Below are 16142 nucleotides of genomic sequence, written 5' to 3'. Positions count from 1 at the left end.
ATTTCTCTTATTTAACTTCGCTTAACTTCATACCAATAATCTGTTCCAACAAATCTCTTGATTTTAAATACAAAGATTCTGCTTGAATTTTCTGTTGGAAAGAAGCAAATTGATTTATGCGAGATTGATTATAGGCGTCTAATGTAATTTCTCCTTTTTCAAATCTTAGTCTTAAACTTTCGGCCACACCTTTATTATCTTGCGCCATTTGAGAACTAATTTTTAATAAGCTTAACTGTTGAATATAATCGTAGTATCTAACTTTAACATCGTTAACTAATAATAGCTCAAAATCTTTTTGTTCAAGTTTTGCAATTTCATAATCTATTTTAGCTTTTTTAACCAAGAAAGGCTTTGTAAGCAAATTACCTAAATTGATACCAACACCAAATTGAACACCATTAACATTGTACGGGTTAACAGGATCTAATACCGCTCTGTCTCCAGGTCTGTAAAAATAAGAAGCATTAAAAATATCTAAGTAAGATAAGCTTGCTGTCGTGATTCCAATTTTAACACCATCAGAACGAAGCTGATAAGATTTTGCACGTGGAAAATTTTGCTTTGCCAATTCAATATACTTTTCTAAATCAGCATATTTTATTTCAGGAATAATTGTTTCTTGCGAATAAGCATTAACGCTTAAAAAGATTAAGCATGCGAGCGTAATTTTTAGTAAAGTTTTCATTAATAGTAGGGTTGATTAATTATTGGTTTTATTTTTGATTTTAAATATAGGATGCTACAAAAACGGATAAAGATACAATTAAACTTGTTCCTTTTAAATAAGTGTAAGAAAAAAAAATATTAAAGTCTTTTTCCTGTGTTATAACCTTTACCAAATTTTATAAAATTTATGTATTGCAATATTAATTTGTTATTTAATTAGTTAGATGAATGTTAAAATAGATAACAGGCATAGAAAAAGTGTCAATTGATTAAAATTATCGCTAGCCCTTAAAGCTTAACATATCTCTCTTTTTGTCTCTTATCAAAAAAGCTATTTTTTCAGATATTAGATTTATTAAATATCAATCATTGAATCACTGCTCGGGTAGGATAGTTTTTCAATTTGCTTTCCCTTAATCTCTATCAGTAGATGAAGCGTAGATGAAGGCTAGATGAAGCGCAGATGATCCGCTGTTAAGGGCTAAACTCGGTAAATCCAAATTGTAAAGCTATGGCACCTCCCAACTTGTTGCGGTTTAACCAAACAACACATGAAAAGAGTATGTATTTATCCGCAAGATGTTAGCATCATAACAGTAAAAAGCTTGGCACAAGCACAAAGAGTGCTAAGAAATTTAAGATTTGCACTCAATAAGCGTAAAGATCAATACATCACATTTGATGAATAAACCAATGTTTCTGGCATTGATGTAGAATTAATTCAGGAAATTTGTTTGATGCTGTCTTTGATTTGCACTATCGCCATCAGTTAAGAAACAAAACTCTCCCCACGTCCCCGTGCTTTGTTATTATTCTAAATCATTTAATACCTTGATGAGGTATTTTTAATTAATGATTTGAACCAGGAACATTAAATGAAGCGTAAAATAAATTACAAATAAAAACGAGATACTTGTACTGGATAAATATTCTAGCACGAGCACCCCTGGTCGAAGAGTTCCTTTTGGTCTTCATCTTTGATTCCTGCATCATTGTCCTTAATACTGCTGGCCACAGTTTTCTTAGACACACTAAAAGAGATTTCAATAGCGACTATTAGGAATAGCAAAAAAATGCCATAAATCTGGTTGGATTTAGTTTACATTAATTACAAGAAAATTTCAGCTTTGTAGAGACTTCAGAAATACAACGAAAATTTGGTAGTCGAACTGGAGACAAATTGCTTGATATTGACCAACGCTATGCCATATTGAAAAACAAAACCCTCTAAATGTAACATTTAGAGGGTTCTTTATACAAACTGTATCTGTGTTTGTCGGGGTGGCAGGATTCGAACCTACGACCTCCTGCTCCCAAAGCAGGCGCGATACCGGGCTACGCTACACCCCGAAAATGGCATCGATCTTTTATTTAATTATTACACTTGCATCCGCAAATTTTTGTCGGGGTGGCAGGATTCGAACCTACGACCTCCTGCTCCCAAAGCAGGCGCGATACCGGGCTACGCTACACCCCGAACTTAGTATCTATTTCCCTTTTCGCAAGGGTTGGCAAAGTAACGGTTTTAAAATGATAATTCCATTTAAATTTGCCAATTTATTTTGCGGAGAGGGCGGGATTCGAACCCGCGGTACCGTTACCAGTACGACAGTTTAGCAAACTGTTCCTTTCGGCCACTCAGGCACCTCTCCGTTATCTCAAAATTTGTTCTACCAACCTTGTTTTGAGGTCTGCAAATATAGTAAAACAACCTATTCCACAAAAAAAAATTATGAAACTTGTTGATAATCTATACGTACATGATAGATACTCATTAGCATCGTCTTGAATATCAATTTGATAGTCTCAATATCTTTTAATGTTAAATCGCAATTATCTAATTGATTTTGCTCCAATTTGTAGTTAATTATCCGTTCAACCAGGTCATTTATGTTTTGCGCATCGGGATTTTTTAAACTTCTTGATGCAGCTTCGACAGAATCGGCTAACATTAATACCCCAGTTTCTTTGCTAAAAGGTATTGGTCCGGGATAGCGAAAAATATTTTCATCGACAAATTTTTCGGGCGAATTTTTTAAAAACGACTGGTAGAAATAATCAACCCTGGTATTTCCATGGTGTGTCCTAATAAAATCGATAATGGCTTCGGGCATCTGATTTTTTCTTAAAATTTCGATGCCTTTATGTACATGCTGTATAATAATTTGAGCGCTTTGCTCATAAGGCAATTTATCGTGGGGACTAACAGCAGTATTTTGATTCTCAATGAAATATTGAGGATTATCAACCTTACCAATGTCATGGTAAAGTGCACCAGCTCTAACCAAAACAGAGTTCCCTCCTATTTTAAAAATTGCTGCTTCTGCAAGATTTGCAACTTGAAGCGAATGTTGAAATGTACCTGGGGCCTTAAATGCAAGTTCGCGAAGTAATTTATTGTTCGTGTTGGTTAGCTCTATTAATGCAACATCTGAAGTAATACCAAAAACTCGTTCAAAAATATATATTAAAGGATATGCTAATAATGAAAGTAAAACGCTAAAAATAAATGGAACAAAATTTATCCACTGTATTTCTCTAAAAGTGCCTTCACGGAGCATGGCAATGCCAACAAAAGAAACAAAATATGCAGATAAAATAAATAATGCTGAAACTAAAAACCGCTCTCTTTTTACAAAATTTTTAATACTGAAGATGGCAACCATCCCAGCAGTTACCTGATAAAACACAAACTCAAAACTATTTGCAACGAAAAATCCTGCTATTAAAATAACCAACATATGCAGGTAAAGTGCTAAACGAGTATCAAAAAGAATCCGGATAATGATGGGAACAACACAAAAAGGAATGTAATATAAACTGCCAATGTTCATTTTTAATGTCCATGTTAAGGCAAGTAACATACCTGTAGTTACTATTAAGATTAAAGAAAGCTGTCGGTTATCAGAAAATATATCTCTTCTGAATAAGAAAAGGAACGACATTAAAATACTAATAACAAACGAAACAAGTACAACCTGACCAAGATATACCAAAGTTCTGCTACCAATTGTTTTGGTTTGTGCCTCGTAAGTGGCTTTGTAAGATTCTAATTTTTGAAATATTTCATCATCAATTACATCGTTTTTAGCAACAATTAATTCTCCTTTTTGCACCATACCTTTTGTGGTAGATACATTGCTTACCGTACTGTTGCGAATAACTTCCGTTAACCTTTCATTAAATACAATATTTGGCGTAAGATGATCTTCAGCAAGATTATTAACCAAATCTTGCATAACCTGATTCGGTGCTTTAAAATTTAATTTGAAATATTGAAGCGCAGTTTCAACGGTGAATATATCTAGCGTATTTTTTTGTTTGGAAATATTATTATCAACTAAAGCAAAATCGTAGTTTTTACCTCCTGTTTGGTGTTTAACATTTAAACCGATAATACCTTTCTGATAAATTTCTTGCAAAAGCTTATACGATAGGTTTCTATTTATTAATTTATCCTTTTCATCTAACTGACCTGTTCGCCATTTAATATCAAATTCGTTTAAAAAGCCTTCTAAAGCATCACTTGTTATTTCTTTATCGTATTGATAAACAGGCAGAACATCGCGTAACGCGTCTTTTTTATCGGTACTTACCTGTGGATTCGTTTTTAAAATTGCAAATGGAAATGGCGAAATCAAATCTTTGTTCATCCATACCTTATTTTTTTCAAATTCATACCGAAAGCGTGGCTGCTTGGGTAAAAATAGTGTAATGATGAAAACTGTAAAAATCATCATCACATACTTTATGTTTGATGAATATTTACGGTAAAGGATTTTATGTGAATTTTTCTTGATCTTAGCCAAAACGATAAAAATATGATGCCGTCAAAATTAACATTTTTATGCAATATACATTTTACTCATTTTCTTTGCTAATTCAACATTTTATATTTTATTTTATGATATCAAATTAATATCACTATGTATCAAGAAAAAATCATTAGCCCTCCATCTGGGTATTTAACTTTCGCATTATTTTTAGTGCTTTTGGGTATTTCAGTATTTTGCTTCGTAACTAAAAGTTTTATTTGGGGAAGCAGCATTTTAGCCTTTGATTTCTTTCTGGTTTTGCCCGGATTAATTATCAATAACCCAAATGAATCGAAAGTATTAACTCTATTTGGCAAATACGTGGGTACAGTAAAAACCGATGGATTTTTTTGGGTAAATCCGTTAACAACTAAAAAGAAAGTATCATTAAGAGCCAATAATCTAAACGGACAACAATTAAAGGTGAATGATAAGCTTGGTAACCCGATAGAAATTGCGGCCGTTGTGGTTTGGAAAGTTAATGAAACGGCAAAAGCAATGTTTTCAGTAGAAAACTATCTTCAATACGTAAATATTCAAAGTGAAGCGGCTGTTAGGCATTTGGCAAATATTTTTCCGTACGACCATGCAGAAGGCGAAGAAACAAGCATTACCTTAAAAGATGGTGCCGAACATGTAAGTGAATTATTGGAAAAAGAACTTAATGATCGCCTATCAAGAGCGGGAATTGAAGTGTTAGAGGCCAGAATTTCACATTTGGCTTATGCGCCAGAGATTGCAAGCGCAATGCTGCAACGCCAACAAGCCACCGCAGTTATAGCCGCCCGTAAATTAATAGTTGAAGGTGCGGTTGGAATGGTAGAAATGGCTTTAGAAAAATTATCGCAAAAAGGAATTGTAGAGCTTGATGAAGAACGCAAAGCTGCCATGGTAAGTAATTTATTGGTTGTATTATGTGGCGACAGACATGTACAACCTGTGGTAAATACTGGCACATTATACAATGGATAAATGGAGTTTGAAGAGAAACAATACCTGAATTTGTGGTGGCTCTATGTTATATTAGCAGTAAATGCAGTAATTGTTTTATGCATTGTATTATTCGATAGAGGTGGAATGAGCTTTGAAGATTTGCAAAATTCTTTCTTTGCTCCAATATGGGCTGTACTTATTCCTTTTATAATACTATATCTTATTCACAAAAATATACTAACAACTAAACTGAGTGTTGAGGGCATATCCTTCCGTTATTTTCCATTTCAAAGAAAAATTAAATTGTTTAGATGGGATGAAATAGAAAGTGTTTACATGAATAAATACGATGCATTGGGCGATTACGGTGGCTGGGGTGTTCGCTATAGGCTCTGGTTTAAATTTGATGATAAAGCTTACATTTTAAACGATAAGAATAAAGGTTTGCAAATTGAATTTAAAAATGGCAAACGCCTGCTCTTCAGTTCGAATAAATTGGAAGAATTGGAATTATTTTTATTCAATTTAAAAACAGCAAATCATATTAAAGCAATACAGTAAGGGATGATTGAAAAAGATAAAAAAGCTTTTGTGTTGAGAATGAGTCCGGCGCTCTTAAAAGAGATTGAGATTTGGGCTGCCGATGATTTTAGAAGCATTAATGGTCAAATTGAGTTTCTATTAAATCAGGCCATTAAATCACGAAAAAAAAATAAGCCTAAACAAGATTGAGTTTAATAATTCGTTAAAACATTTTGTTTGATGTTATATGCGTTTATACATTTATCTCGTATTAAAAAATGCATATCTTAGCAGCCTAACCAAAAATTCATAAAATTATTTTACATGAGAGAAGTTGTAATTGTTTCGGCTGTAAGAACGGCTATTGGTAGTTTTGGCGGTTCATTGGCACAGTTTTCTGCTACGCAACTAGGTGGATTCGCTATTAAGGCTGCAGTAGAAAAAGCAGGTTTAAATCCCAACCAAATTCAAGAAGTTTATATGGGTAATGTGCTTTCAGCTAATATAGGACAAGCACCGGCAACGCAAGCTGCTAAATTTGCGGGTTTACCCGATTTGCCTGCTACAACTATTAATAAGGTTTGTGCTTCTGGCACAAAAGCCATTATGCTTGCTGCACAAAGTATTGCAAATGGCGATAATGATATAATTGTTGCCGGTGGAATGGAAAGCATGAGCAATGTGCCGTACTACTTGGATAAAGCAAGAAATGGTTACAGATTAGGTAATGGCCAAATTACCGATGGATTGGTAAAAGATGGTCTTTGGGATGTTTACAATGATTATCACATGGGCTCTGCAGCAGAACTTTGCGCCACAGATTGCAACATTAGTCGAGAAGCGCAAGATAATTTTGCCGTAGAATCTTACAAAAGAGCTCAATCGGCTCAAACATCTGGCAAATTTGCATCTGAAATAATTGCTATTGAGGTTAAAGATCGTAAAGGTGATGTAACATTAGTTGATACGGATGACGAACCTACTGCTGTGAAATTTGAAAAAATTCCAAGCTTAAAGCCTGTATTTAAAAAAGATGGTACAATTACCGCTGCAAATGCTTCAACATTAAATGATGGTGCTGCAGCATTGGTTTTAATGAGTGCTGAAAAAGCAGCTGAATTGGGCATTAAACCTTTAGCTAAAATTTTAGGTTATGCCGATGCTCAGCAAGCACCAGAGTGGTTCACCACAGCCCCTTCAAAGGCAATTCCATTAGCTTTACAAAAAGCAAATGTGAATATTAGTGATGTAGATTTCTTTGAAATTAATGAGGCCTTTTCAGTTGTATCAATTGCTAACAATCAACTCTTAAATTTAAGCGATAATAAAGTAAATGTAAATGGTGGAGCAGTTTCGTTAGGTCATCCGCTTGGTGCATCAGGAGCTAGAATTGTAGTTACCTTATTATCTGTTTTAGAACAAAATGGTGGTAAAATCGGTGTTGCAGGTATCTGCAACGGAGGTGGTGGCGCAAGTGCGTTGGTTATAGAAAAACTTTAAAATCTATTCGATGAAAAACATCAAATTTTATTTATTAATGTTTATCGTTTGTTGGAATTTTACCTCATATGCCCAGCAAAACATAAATAAACTTGATGTTTTTCAGGATAGTTTAAACAAAATAGCGCAAAAAATTTATTCAGCACAAAGTGATTCAATAAAGCTTGCCGAAAACGGAAAGTTTGTAAAAAAACTTGTTGAAGCTTTAAAGCAACCCAACTCTTTTGCTTATAATTTCGATTCTTTAAAAACCGTTTCAGTAATTAAATCATCAGACCATGTTTTTAAGATTTTATCCTGGTATGTTCAGTTAGAGAATGGTACTTATCGCTATTATGGAACCATTCAGATGAATACAAAAGGTGCATTGAAATTATACCCCTTGATAGACCAAACGGAAAATATTGTAGATCCAAATCAAATTTTAAACAATGAAAAATGGCTTGGCGCACGATATTACGAAATTATTCCTGTAACAACTTCGGGCCGTTTGCCTTATTATGTCTTGCTCGGTTGGAAAGGCAACACGATGGAAACTACAAAAAAAGTGATAGAGATTTTATCGTTTGATAAAGACCAAGTTAATTTCGGTATGCCTGTTTTTGATGGAAAGGACTTAAAAGCTAAAAACAGAGTAATTTTTGAATATCAAAAGCAGAATGCGATGGTCTTAAATACCGACAAAAATGCTGGGATGATTGTATTCGATCACCTCGCCCCTTTTGAGCCTGACATGGTTGGCAAATTTCAATTCTATGGTTCGGATGGAAGTATGGATGCATTCAAAATTATTGGTGGAAGATTAAAACTGCAAGAAAATGTAGTATTAAATAATGGTGCAAAGGAAAGCGATGCCTTATATTCAGACCCAGCAAAAAATGTTAAACCAATTAGGAAATTTTAAAACTGAACTTTGTTAAAGTATTGATTCAATTGCATGAAATTTTAAAATTTGTAAGAATGCGCCCTGCTGACTATATTGCGCCCAACTTTATTAGTTATCAACTATAGATTTCGATTGTAAATTTTGATAACTGAATCTAATTATTCACTAAATTTTAAATATGGCATTAAATACTGTTGCCCTAAACGAAGATCAAGCCCTTGACGCACACCTGGAAAGTAACGGTGTAGAAACGCAAAAATTGATAAACCACCCGGTAGGTTTATTCGTGCTGTTTTTTACTGAAATGTGGGAGAGATTTAGTTACTATGGAATGAGATCGCTTTTGGTTTTATTTTTAGTTAGCGAGGCAAGTAAAGATGGATGGAACTGGACCAGACCTGAGGCTTTACAATTATATGCTTGGTACACTGGTTTGGCCTATTTTACACCAATAATTGGTGGTTTAATTGCCGATAGAATAACCGGATACCGTAAAGCTGTAATTTTAGGGGCGTTAACAATGACTTTAGGACATGCAACCATGGCTTTGGAAGGCGTTAGTACGAATTTGTTTTACTTAGGTTTATTCTTTTTAATTGCCGGTAACGGATTATTTAAACCAAATATTTCATCGATTGTAGGTAAACTTTACCCACCTACAAGCGATAAAAAAGACGCGGCTTATACCATTTTTTACATGGGTATTAATAGCGGTGCATTTTTAGGAATGTTGATGTGTGGATATGTTGGCGAAAAAGTTGGATGGCATTATGGCTTCGGTTTAGCAGGAATTTTTATGTTTTTTGGCATGCTGCAATTCTATTTTGGACAAAAAATATTTGGAGTTTTAGGGGCAGCAGTAAATAAAACAGAAAAAGTAATCGACCCCACCGAAGAAGTTTTACCTAAAAAAGTGGTAAGCCAAAGGCTATGGGTTGTTGCTATACTATCAATTTTCACCATTTTCTTCTGGATGGTTTTCGAGCAAGCTGGTGGTTCTATGACAATTTTCGCAAAAGATTATACACTCAGAAACTTAACAGGAACTGCAGGTACAACTTTTAAATGGGTAGATGCTGCATTAACTATTTTTCCTCTTGTAGCTGTAACATTAGTTCTTTTAAGCCTAGCATTTAAGATTGCAAAAAAATATCCGGCAACAATTTTCTTCACGGCATTAAGTTTTATAATTATCTGGGGATTAGCCATCTGGAAAGTACAAAAAGAATTTTCTTCATTAAATACAGAAGTTCCGGCATCTTGGTTTGGAATATTAAACTCTTTCTTTATCGTAACCCTCGCTCCTTTCTTTTCTAAATTATGGGAAACAAAATTCAATCCTAGTGGACCGGTAAAATTCGGAATGGGACTAGTATTTGTTGGAATTGGTTTCGCTGGTTTAGCTTACGGTGGTATGGATATTGCCCGAGGTGCAACAACCGCCCAAGTAAGTATGTTTTGGCTGATTTTTGCTTACTTTTTTCATACCGTTGGCGAACTTTGCGTTTCTCCGGTAGGTTTATCTTACGTAAGTAAACTGGCTCCGGCTAAATTAGTTGGTTTAATGTTTGGTTTTTGGTTTACTTGTACAGCTATTGGAAACTGGCTTGCGGGCAAATCTGGTAGTCTTATTGATAAAATCAGTTCAGAATATTCAATTTCTACTTTCTTTTTAATTTTTACATTTATACCAATAGTTGCTGGTTTAATTATGTTTGCCATTAACCCGATTTTACGGAAATGGATGAACGGTGTACATTAAAATTCATTAACGATAATAACCCAAAAGCCCGATTTATTTTGGGCTTTTGCTTTTAACAAATTTTCATGAGTGAAATACAATCTATAGCAGAAATTCAAAATTTTGATGGTAAGTATCCTAAGCAACTATGGCACTTATCATTAGTTGAAATGTGGGAGCGGTTTTGTTTTTATGGGATGCGTGGTGTTCTCGCATTTTTTATGGTAGATCAATTACATCTATCCGATCAGAAATCTAATCTACAATATGGCGCAATTCAAGCATTTGTGTATGCTTTTACATTTATAGGCGGAATTTTCGCAGATAAAATTTTAGGTTTTAGAAAATCATTATTTTGGGGCGGCTCTTTAATGATAATTGGAAATCTTATTCTTGCTTTTAATCCTCAAGGATTATTTTATGCTGGAATTACCTTATCCATAATTGGAACTGGTTTTTTTAAACCAAATATTTCATCAATGGTAGGAGAATTATATCACGAAAAAGATAACCGCAGAGATGCTGGCTACGGACTATTTTATGCCGGAATTAATGTGGGTGGCCTTTTAGGTGGTGCCATGTGTATTTACTTAGGCAAATATTATTCTTGGCATTTATGCTTTTTATCAGCCGCTCTGGTAATGGCCTTTGGCTTAAGCACATTTATTTTTACAAAGAAACATTTAGGGCCGATTGGAAATTCGCCTTTGCTTCATCTCGATGAATCTAAAAGAACCATATATGAGATTCTGGTTTATGCAGGTTCGCTTTTATGCATTCCTTTAATTTTCGTAATGGTTAAAAACACAGCCTTTACCGATTATTTTATGTACACAATTGGTGTGGTTGCTTTAATTTATTTCTTATATGAAATAGTTATGATTAAAGATAGAAACGCCCAATACAAACTTGGGGCTGCATTTGTATTCATCTTTTGTTATTTTATTTTCATGGCAATTTCCGAGCAAAGTGGTGGTTCGCTTTCTCTGTTTGCTAAAGATAACTTAGACCATAATCTATTGTTTTTATCTATCGACCCAAATGTTGTAAACAATAGTGTAAACTCATTATTTGTGATTGTATTTAGCCCTATTGTTGGCATACTTTGGTTATTGATGTACAAACGTAAGATAGAACCCAATACAGTTGTAAAATTCGGAATTGGCTTTCTTCTGCTTGCATTAAGCTTTTATGTTTTTTACGCAACAAGGTTTTTTGCTAATGTACAAGGCATTAGCTCTTTAAATGTTTTCACCTTGGCATATCTATTACTAACACTTGGCGAATTATGTTTAGGACCAATTGGCATGTCTATCATCACTAAACTTTCTCCAAAGAAAATGTTTGGAATGATGATGGGACTTTGGTTTCTATCGAGCGCATTTGGACAATTGGCAGCTGGCAAACTTGGCGCAGAAATGTCGAGTATTGAAAACGCATCATTAATGACTAAACTGATGTCTTACACAGAGGGTTACCAACAGTTGGCTATTTATTCGTTAGTGGCAGGGTTGGCATTAATTGTTATTTCGCCATTGATTAAAAAGTTAATGGCAGAGGTAAGATAATTATCACTTTAACAGAGTTTAACCCCGATTGAAAACTATTGATTCGGGATTTTAACAATTAATATTTACTTTCGTGCCTTCTTAAGGCAAACAAATTTAAACCAAGCAGCGTGTCCGATAGTTTAGTCATTATACCAACATACAATGAAAAGGAAAATATTGAAAAAATAATTCGAAAAGTTTTTTCTTTAACCCAGCCATTTCATATTTTAATTGTTGATGATGGCTCTCCCGATGGTACTGCAGATATTGTAAAATCTTTACAAGAAGAATATACAGGGCACTTATTTATTCAGGAACGTTCAGGTAAACAAGGATTGGGAACTGCATACATTTTTGGTTTTAAGTGGGCGCTAGAACGTGCCTACGAATACATTTATGAAATGGATGCCGATTTTTCACACAATCCTAACGATTTAATTCATTTAAGAGAAGCTTGTTTAAATGGTGCCGATGTAGCTGTGGGTTCTAGATATGTTAAGGGCGTAAATGTGGTTAATTGGCCTATGGGAAGGGTTTTAATGTCGTACTTTGCTTCTATGTATGTTCGCTTTATTACCAGAATAAATATTCAGGATGCAACAGCTGGTTTTAAATGTTATCGCAAAATAGTACTACAAACCATTCCTTTAAATAAAATTAAATTTGTTGGTTACGCCTTTCAAATTGAAATGAAATTTACTGCAATTAAATATGGTTTCAAAGTAGTTGAGGTGCCAATCATATTTACTGATAGAACCGAAGGAACATCAAAAATGAGCACTAAAATATTTAGAGAAGCTTTTCTTGGCGTGATACAAATGAAGGTAAATAGCTGGTTTAGAAATTATAAATAGTAAGCTATTTCTTAGTTTTACTTTCTCTAATCATTGTGCCAAAGTCTTGTTGCTTATCCAAAGCAGTAACCGTCATAACCAGGCGCTTTGTTCTTGTAACTTCTGTTTTAGCCTGATTAATCCAATTGATATAATAGTTTTGATGTGATTTTGGTTGATTCAAAAAATTATCCATCAAATGCACTTCTTCTGATAAGCAGATTTCCAAATCTTCGGGCATTTCTATTTTAAAATCCTTATCTTCTTCTAAAAAAAGTTCTACGGAATGGCCTTCTTCTTTTTTAAGTTTTTTACGTAACTCATTTTTTAGTGCGATAATAAAATCACCCTCTCCCATAGGAACAGTTGCCAAACCACTAATTTCTAAAGCATCAATTTTACCTTTAACACGAAAACTTTTTTTACAACCGGCTTTTATCTTAGTAGCCAAAGCATTTGGAAGAAAAACATAACTCCATCCGGTTTTTTCTCCCATAGATTCGAAACGTTCTATTTCGGCTTTAAAGTGAATCATGGTTTCACCAGATATTTTTTAAACTGAACCTAAAATTAGGCCAATCTTGCAACTCCCAATTGTATAGCATGAGCCGAATATACGATTTATTCGTCTCATAAAACGGTTAAATTATGAGGTAATTAGCAATGCAATTCGACTCATAATTAATCAACGGCAACCGGATTCATGTGTATATCAAGCTTGGCAAATTTTAAAACTTCAATACTTGGAAAATCAAAATCTTGTACAACTTTACCCAAAATTAAATAACATCCTTTGCCTTTAAAAGGATACATTGGCGTTGTATTTGGAAAGTGTGTTGTATCGAAAAAATCGCCGTTAATATCTAAAAAAGTTCCAAACCACATTTTCGTATTTTTAACCGTATGGACAGTTTTTTCGCAAACATAATTGCCAACCATTTTTACGGTTTTACCAATATGTTTATGCAAATCGGCGGCCATAACATTACCTCGATAATTCGTTTTTAAGAAATTGAACATGCTGAAGTTTAATGGAAAATCTAACAATTCCAATTCAGCGTATGCATCTTCAATTTCAGAATTTTCTAAATTAGGCAAATTGAAAGTTTTATGCACCGTTTTAAATAATTCTGCATCATTAAACTTCTTATTTTTATGTCCTAAATAAGAATAAATATCCCAAAGTAAAGTCTTTTTATCTTTTCCTGTAAAACGCAAAGCACCCAATCTAATCAACAAAATCGCCTGTTCTAAAGTGATTTGTGTTCGCTTCACAAATTGCTCCAAATCTGTATATAAACCATTTAAGCGCCTTTCTTTAGGTATCAATTCTATAAATTTATTTTCTAAACCCTGAATACCAATAAAACCTAAATAAGCATCGTTACCATGAATATTTACAGCTTCATCACTATTATTTACACATGGTAGGTGAACATTTGCACCTGTTTTTTTCAACTCATGTACATAAACCCAGCGACTGTAAAAACCGCCGTAATTATTTAATACAGCAACCATAAACTCTTTCGGGTAATAGGTTTTGAGATATAAACTTTGGTAACTTTCTACAGCAAATGATGCAGAATGTGCTTTGGAAAAACTGTAACCTGCAAACGATGAAATTTGCCGCCAAACTTCTGTAATTAATTCTTCCCCATGACCTTGTTTGCGGGCCGAGATAAAAAACTTACTTACCAATTCTTCAAAAGCAAGTTTAGAACGATACTTTCCGCTCATGGCCTTTCGCAATACATCAGCATCTGATAAATCCAAACCAGCAAAATAATGGCAAACCTTAATCACATCTTCCTGGTAAACCATTACCCCATAAGTATCTTTCAGCCGCTCTTCCATTTCTTTGCAGAGGTAAACAACCTTATCTGGTGCGTGGTACCGCTCAATGTACGATTTCATCATACCAGAACTTGCAACGCCTGGTCGAATAATTGAACTTGCGGCAACTAAGGTTAGATAATCTTCACATTTCAACTTCTTTAACAATTGCCGCATTGCTGGCGATTCTATATAAAAACAACCAATAGGCTGGCCTTCGCGTAAAATTCCATTCAGTTTAGGATCGTTTTTAAAGGTTTTAAAGTCATGAATGTCAATATCAACATGTCGGTTTTTTTTTATAATATGTACCGCTTCGAGAATGTGTCCAATACCACGCTGACTTAATATATCGAATTTTTCGTAGCCAATAGCTTCAGCTTCGTACATATCCCATTGTACAGTTACAAACCCAACTGGAGGCAAATCTAAAGCTGAATAGTAGGTAATTGGTTCTTCAGAAATAAGAATTCCGCCCGCATGAATAGAGCGTTGGTTAGGCATGTTATTCATGTGGCGATGCACTGCAACTAATTTTCTGTACGTAGCATTTTGTTGATTTTCACGTGCTCTGGTTGGGTCAGTAAAACCATCTATCTCCTCTTTTGGCAAACCAAGCACTTTTCCAATTTCGCGTATAATTGCTCTATCTTTAAAAGTGCTAATTGTACCCAAAAAGGCAACATGCCACGTGGGGTATTTTTTAATTATGTATTCTTGAATGGTTTTTCGTTCATCCCAGGCAAAATCGATATCAAAATCCGGAGGACTGGTTCGTTTTTCGTGCAAAAATCGTTCAAAGTATAAGTCAAGCTCAATTGGATCTACATCAGTAATGCGAAGGCAATAAGCTACTATACTATTCGCTCCAGAGCCTCTACCAACATGATAAAACTTGCATTTTCCCATTGCAAAGCGAATAATATCGAAAGTGATGAGAAAATAACCACAGTATTTTTTTAATTCAATAATGCGCAATTCCTTTTCAATCCGTTCAATAGCAACTGCATTGTTTTTACCATAACGATATTCCAATCCCTTATAAGCAATTCTTCTAAGCAATGCTTTATCATGTTCTACGCCTTCTTTACAGTAGCAGATTTTATTTTTTGATTGTGTTTTGAATTCAAAATAAGCACTTAAATCGCATGCATCAATTAATCGCTGTGTGTTTTCAATAATAAAAGGAAATGCTTCAAACCTTTTTTTTAATTCATCTTCTGCAATTAAAAATTCATCTTCTGCACACTTTGCGTCTTCCGGCACCATTGTTAATAGCGTATTCAATTCAATGGCTCTTAAGTATTTGTGTAAACGATAACTAATTTTATCGCTAACCGTTACCGGATGCCAAACTACCAATTTTTCTTTTTGATAAAGTAATGGGTGTTTGTAGAGGTAATTTAACTGACTGCTTCGAAGGCCAACAAATTCATTTGATTTTAAAGCTCTGTTAAAAATCTTAGTAAAAGGATAAACGATAAATACATCTTCAAAATCTGGTGCATCATCAGGCAAAGGTATATTTTGAATGTTATGGTAACTTAAAAATTCATTTAAAGTTCGCATACCTTCTTTGCTTTTTGCAATCCCAAAATACAAAAGTTGATTGTCTTTTCTAAATTCTATACCTGCAACCGGTTTGATGTGATATGGAGTATTTCCTTTTTGTACTTCATCAGGTTCTACTGCAATTCCTTGTTTAAAACATTCTCTAATAAATTCTACCGCACCTGTAGAATTATTTATATCGGTTAAAACCATCTGGTGGATTTCCAATGCCCTAGCCTTAGCAATAAGGGTTGGAATATCCATTGTGCCATATTTTAAACTGTATGAAGAATTTACATTGAGAAACAT

Annotated in this window: 13 protein-coding genes and 3 tRNA genes; 9 read left to right on the top strand and 7 right to left on the bottom strand. The window is 34.2% G+C overall.

Translation table 11 applies throughout. From position 1 onward, the window contains the following. Positions 1-7 precede the first annotated feature (7 nt). Entirely contained in the window at positions 8-688 is a 681-nt protein-coding gene (locus ACFOWA_RS04735) for a TolC family protein (protein WP_378982292.1), read from the bottom strand. 532 nt (positions 689-1220) lie between these two features. On the opposite strand from ACFOWA_RS04735, the gene ACFOWA_RS04730 reads away from it, so the two are divergent. After that, on the top strand, positions 1221-1358 hold the full coding sequence (locus ACFOWA_RS04730; RefSeq protein WP_378982290.1) for a hypothetical protein: 138 nt from the start codon (positions 1221-1223) through the stop codon (positions 1356-1358). Positions 1359-1945: 587 nt separating this feature from the next. Here the strand turns inward: ACFOWA_RS04730 and ACFOWA_RS04725 are convergent. From ACFOWA_RS04725 to ACFOWA_RS04710, 4 genes are all read right to left on the bottom strand, one after another. After that, a tRNA-Pro gene (locus ACFOWA_RS04725) sits at positions 1946-2019 on the bottom strand. A gap of 53 nt (positions 2020-2072) precedes the next feature. After that, positions 2073-2146 (bottom strand) — tRNA-Pro (locus ACFOWA_RS04720). A gap of 88 nt (positions 2147-2234) precedes the next feature. Next, positions 2235-2321: transfer RNA gene (locus ACFOWA_RS04715), tRNA-Ser, on the bottom strand. A 78-nt stretch (positions 2322-2399) separates the two neighbouring features. Beyond that, a complete protein-coding gene (locus tag ACFOWA_RS04710; RefSeq protein ID WP_378982288.1) occupies positions 2400-4478 on the bottom strand; it encodes an HD family phosphohydrolase in 2079 nt (692 codons plus the stop codon). A gap of 117 nt (positions 4479-4595) precedes the next feature. Between ACFOWA_RS04710 and ACFOWA_RS04705 the strand changes: the two genes are divergently transcribed. The 8 genes from ACFOWA_RS04705 to ACFOWA_RS04670 all read left to right on the top strand — a co-directional run bounded on the left by ACFOWA_RS04705 (position 4596) and on the right by ACFOWA_RS04670 (position 12470). Further along, positions 4596-5456, top strand: coding sequence for an SPFH domain-containing protein (locus ACFOWA_RS04705; RefSeq protein WP_378982286.1), 861 nt, complete (start codon positions 4596-4598; stop codon positions 5454-5456). Then, positions 5457-5978 carry a hypothetical protein gene (locus tag ACFOWA_RS04700; RefSeq protein ID WP_378982284.1) on the top strand — a complete coding sequence of 174 codons (522 nt, stop codon included), beginning with the start codon at positions 5457-5459 and terminating at the stop codon, positions 5976-5978. A gap of 3 nt (positions 5979-5981) precedes the next feature. Further along, a complete protein-coding gene (locus ACFOWA_RS04695; protein ID WP_378982282.1) occupies positions 5982-6149 on the top strand; it encodes an Arc family DNA binding domain-containing protein in 168 nt (55 codons plus the stop codon). Positions 6150-6263: 114 nt separating this feature from the next. Continuing rightward, complete coding sequence (locus ACFOWA_RS04690) at positions 6264-7439, top strand: acetyl-CoA C-acyltransferase (RefSeq protein WP_378982280.1); 1176 nt, start codon at positions 6264-6266, stop codon at positions 7437-7439. A 10-nt stretch (positions 7440-7449) separates the two neighbouring features. Continuing rightward, positions 7450-8343 carry a hypothetical protein gene (locus ACFOWA_RS04685; RefSeq protein WP_378982278.1) on the top strand — a complete coding sequence of 298 codons (894 nt, stop codon included), beginning with the start codon at positions 7450-7452 and terminating at the stop codon, positions 8341-8343. A 160-nt stretch (positions 8344-8503) separates the two neighbouring features. Beyond that, the gene (locus tag ACFOWA_RS04680; RefSeq protein WP_378982276.1) at positions 8504-10087 is read left to right on the top strand and encodes a peptide MFS transporter; all 1584 of its coding nucleotides are present in this window, start codon (positions 8504-8506) and stop codon (positions 10085-10087) included. A gap of 65 nt (positions 10088-10152) precedes the next feature. Next, positions 10153-11634, top strand: coding sequence for a peptide MFS transporter (locus ACFOWA_RS04675; RefSeq protein ID WP_378982274.1), 1482 nt, complete (start codon positions 10153-10155; stop codon positions 11632-11634). A 110-nt stretch (positions 11635-11744) separates the two neighbouring features. Beyond that, positions 11745-12470, top strand: a complete 726-nt coding sequence (locus tag ACFOWA_RS04670; protein WP_378982272.1) for a polyprenol monophosphomannose synthase — start codon at positions 11745-11747, stop codon at positions 12468-12470. Positions 12471-12474: 4 nt separating this feature from the next. On the opposite strand, the gene ACFOWA_RS04665 is transcribed toward ACFOWA_RS04670, so the two are convergent. Next, positions 12475-12984 (bottom strand): YdeI/OmpD-associated family protein, encoded by a 510-nt coding sequence (locus ACFOWA_RS04665; RefSeq protein ID WP_378982270.1) that lies wholly within the window; start codon positions 12982-12984, stop codon positions 12475-12477. 146 nt (positions 12985-13130) lie between these two features. Beyond that, the gene (gene dnaE, locus ACFOWA_RS04660; protein ID WP_378982268.1) at positions 13131-16142 is read right to left on the bottom strand and encodes a DNA polymerase III subunit alpha; all 3012 of its coding nucleotides are present in this window, start codon (positions 16140-16142) and stop codon (positions 13131-13133) included.

The organism is Pedobacter lithocola, assembly GCF_042650845.1.
GTDB lineage: Bacteria > Bacteroidota > Bacteroidia > Sphingobacteriales > Sphingobacteriaceae > Pedobacter > Pedobacter lithocola.
This window is presented reverse-complemented; position numbering and strand designations above follow the sequence as displayed.

Excerpts from the sequence above, each read along its gene's own strand:
- ACFOWA_RS04700 (WP_378982284.1), top strand. The coding sequence starts at position 5,457 with ATGGAGTTTGAAGAGAAACAATACCTGAATTTGTGGTGGCTCTATGTT.
- ACFOWA_RS04685 (WP_378982278.1), top strand. The coding sequence starts at position 7,450 with ATGAAAAACATCAAATTTTATTTATTAATGTTTATCGTTTGTTGGAAT.
- ACFOWA_RS04735 (WP_378982292.1), bottom strand. The coding sequence starts at position 688 with ATGAAAACTTTACTAAAAATTACGCTCGCATGCTTAATCTTTTTAAGC.
- ACFOWA_RS04730 (WP_378982290.1), top strand. The coding sequence starts at position 1,221 with ATGAAAAGAGTATGTATTTATCCGCAAGATGTTAGCATCATAACAGTA.
- ACFOWA_RS04680 (WP_378982276.1), top strand. The coding sequence starts at position 8,504 with ATGGCATTAAATACTGTTGCCCTAAACGAAGATCAAGCCCTTGACGCA.
- ACFOWA_RS04695 (WP_378982282.1), top strand. The coding sequence starts at position 5,982 with ATGATTGAAAAAGATAAAAAAGCTTTTGTGTTGAGAATGAGTCCGGCG.
- ACFOWA_RS04665 (WP_378982270.1), bottom strand. The coding sequence starts at position 12,984 with ATGATTCACTTTAAAGCCGAAATAGAACGTTTCGAATCTATGGGAGAA.
- ACFOWA_RS04705 (WP_378982286.1), top strand. The coding sequence starts at position 4,596 with ATGTATCAAGAAAAAATCATTAGCCCTCCATCTGGGTATTTAACTTTC.
- dnaE (WP_378982268.1), bottom strand. The coding sequence starts at position 16,142 with ATGTTTCTCAATGTAAATTCTTCATACAGTTTAAAATATGGCACAATG.
- ACFOWA_RS04690 (WP_378982280.1), top strand. The coding sequence starts at position 6,264 with ATGAGAGAAGTTGTAATTGTTTCGGCTGTAAGAACGGCTATTGGTAGT.
- ACFOWA_RS04675 (WP_378982274.1), top strand. The coding sequence starts at position 10,153 with ATGAGTGAAATACAATCTATAGCAGAAATTCAAAATTTTGATGGTAAG.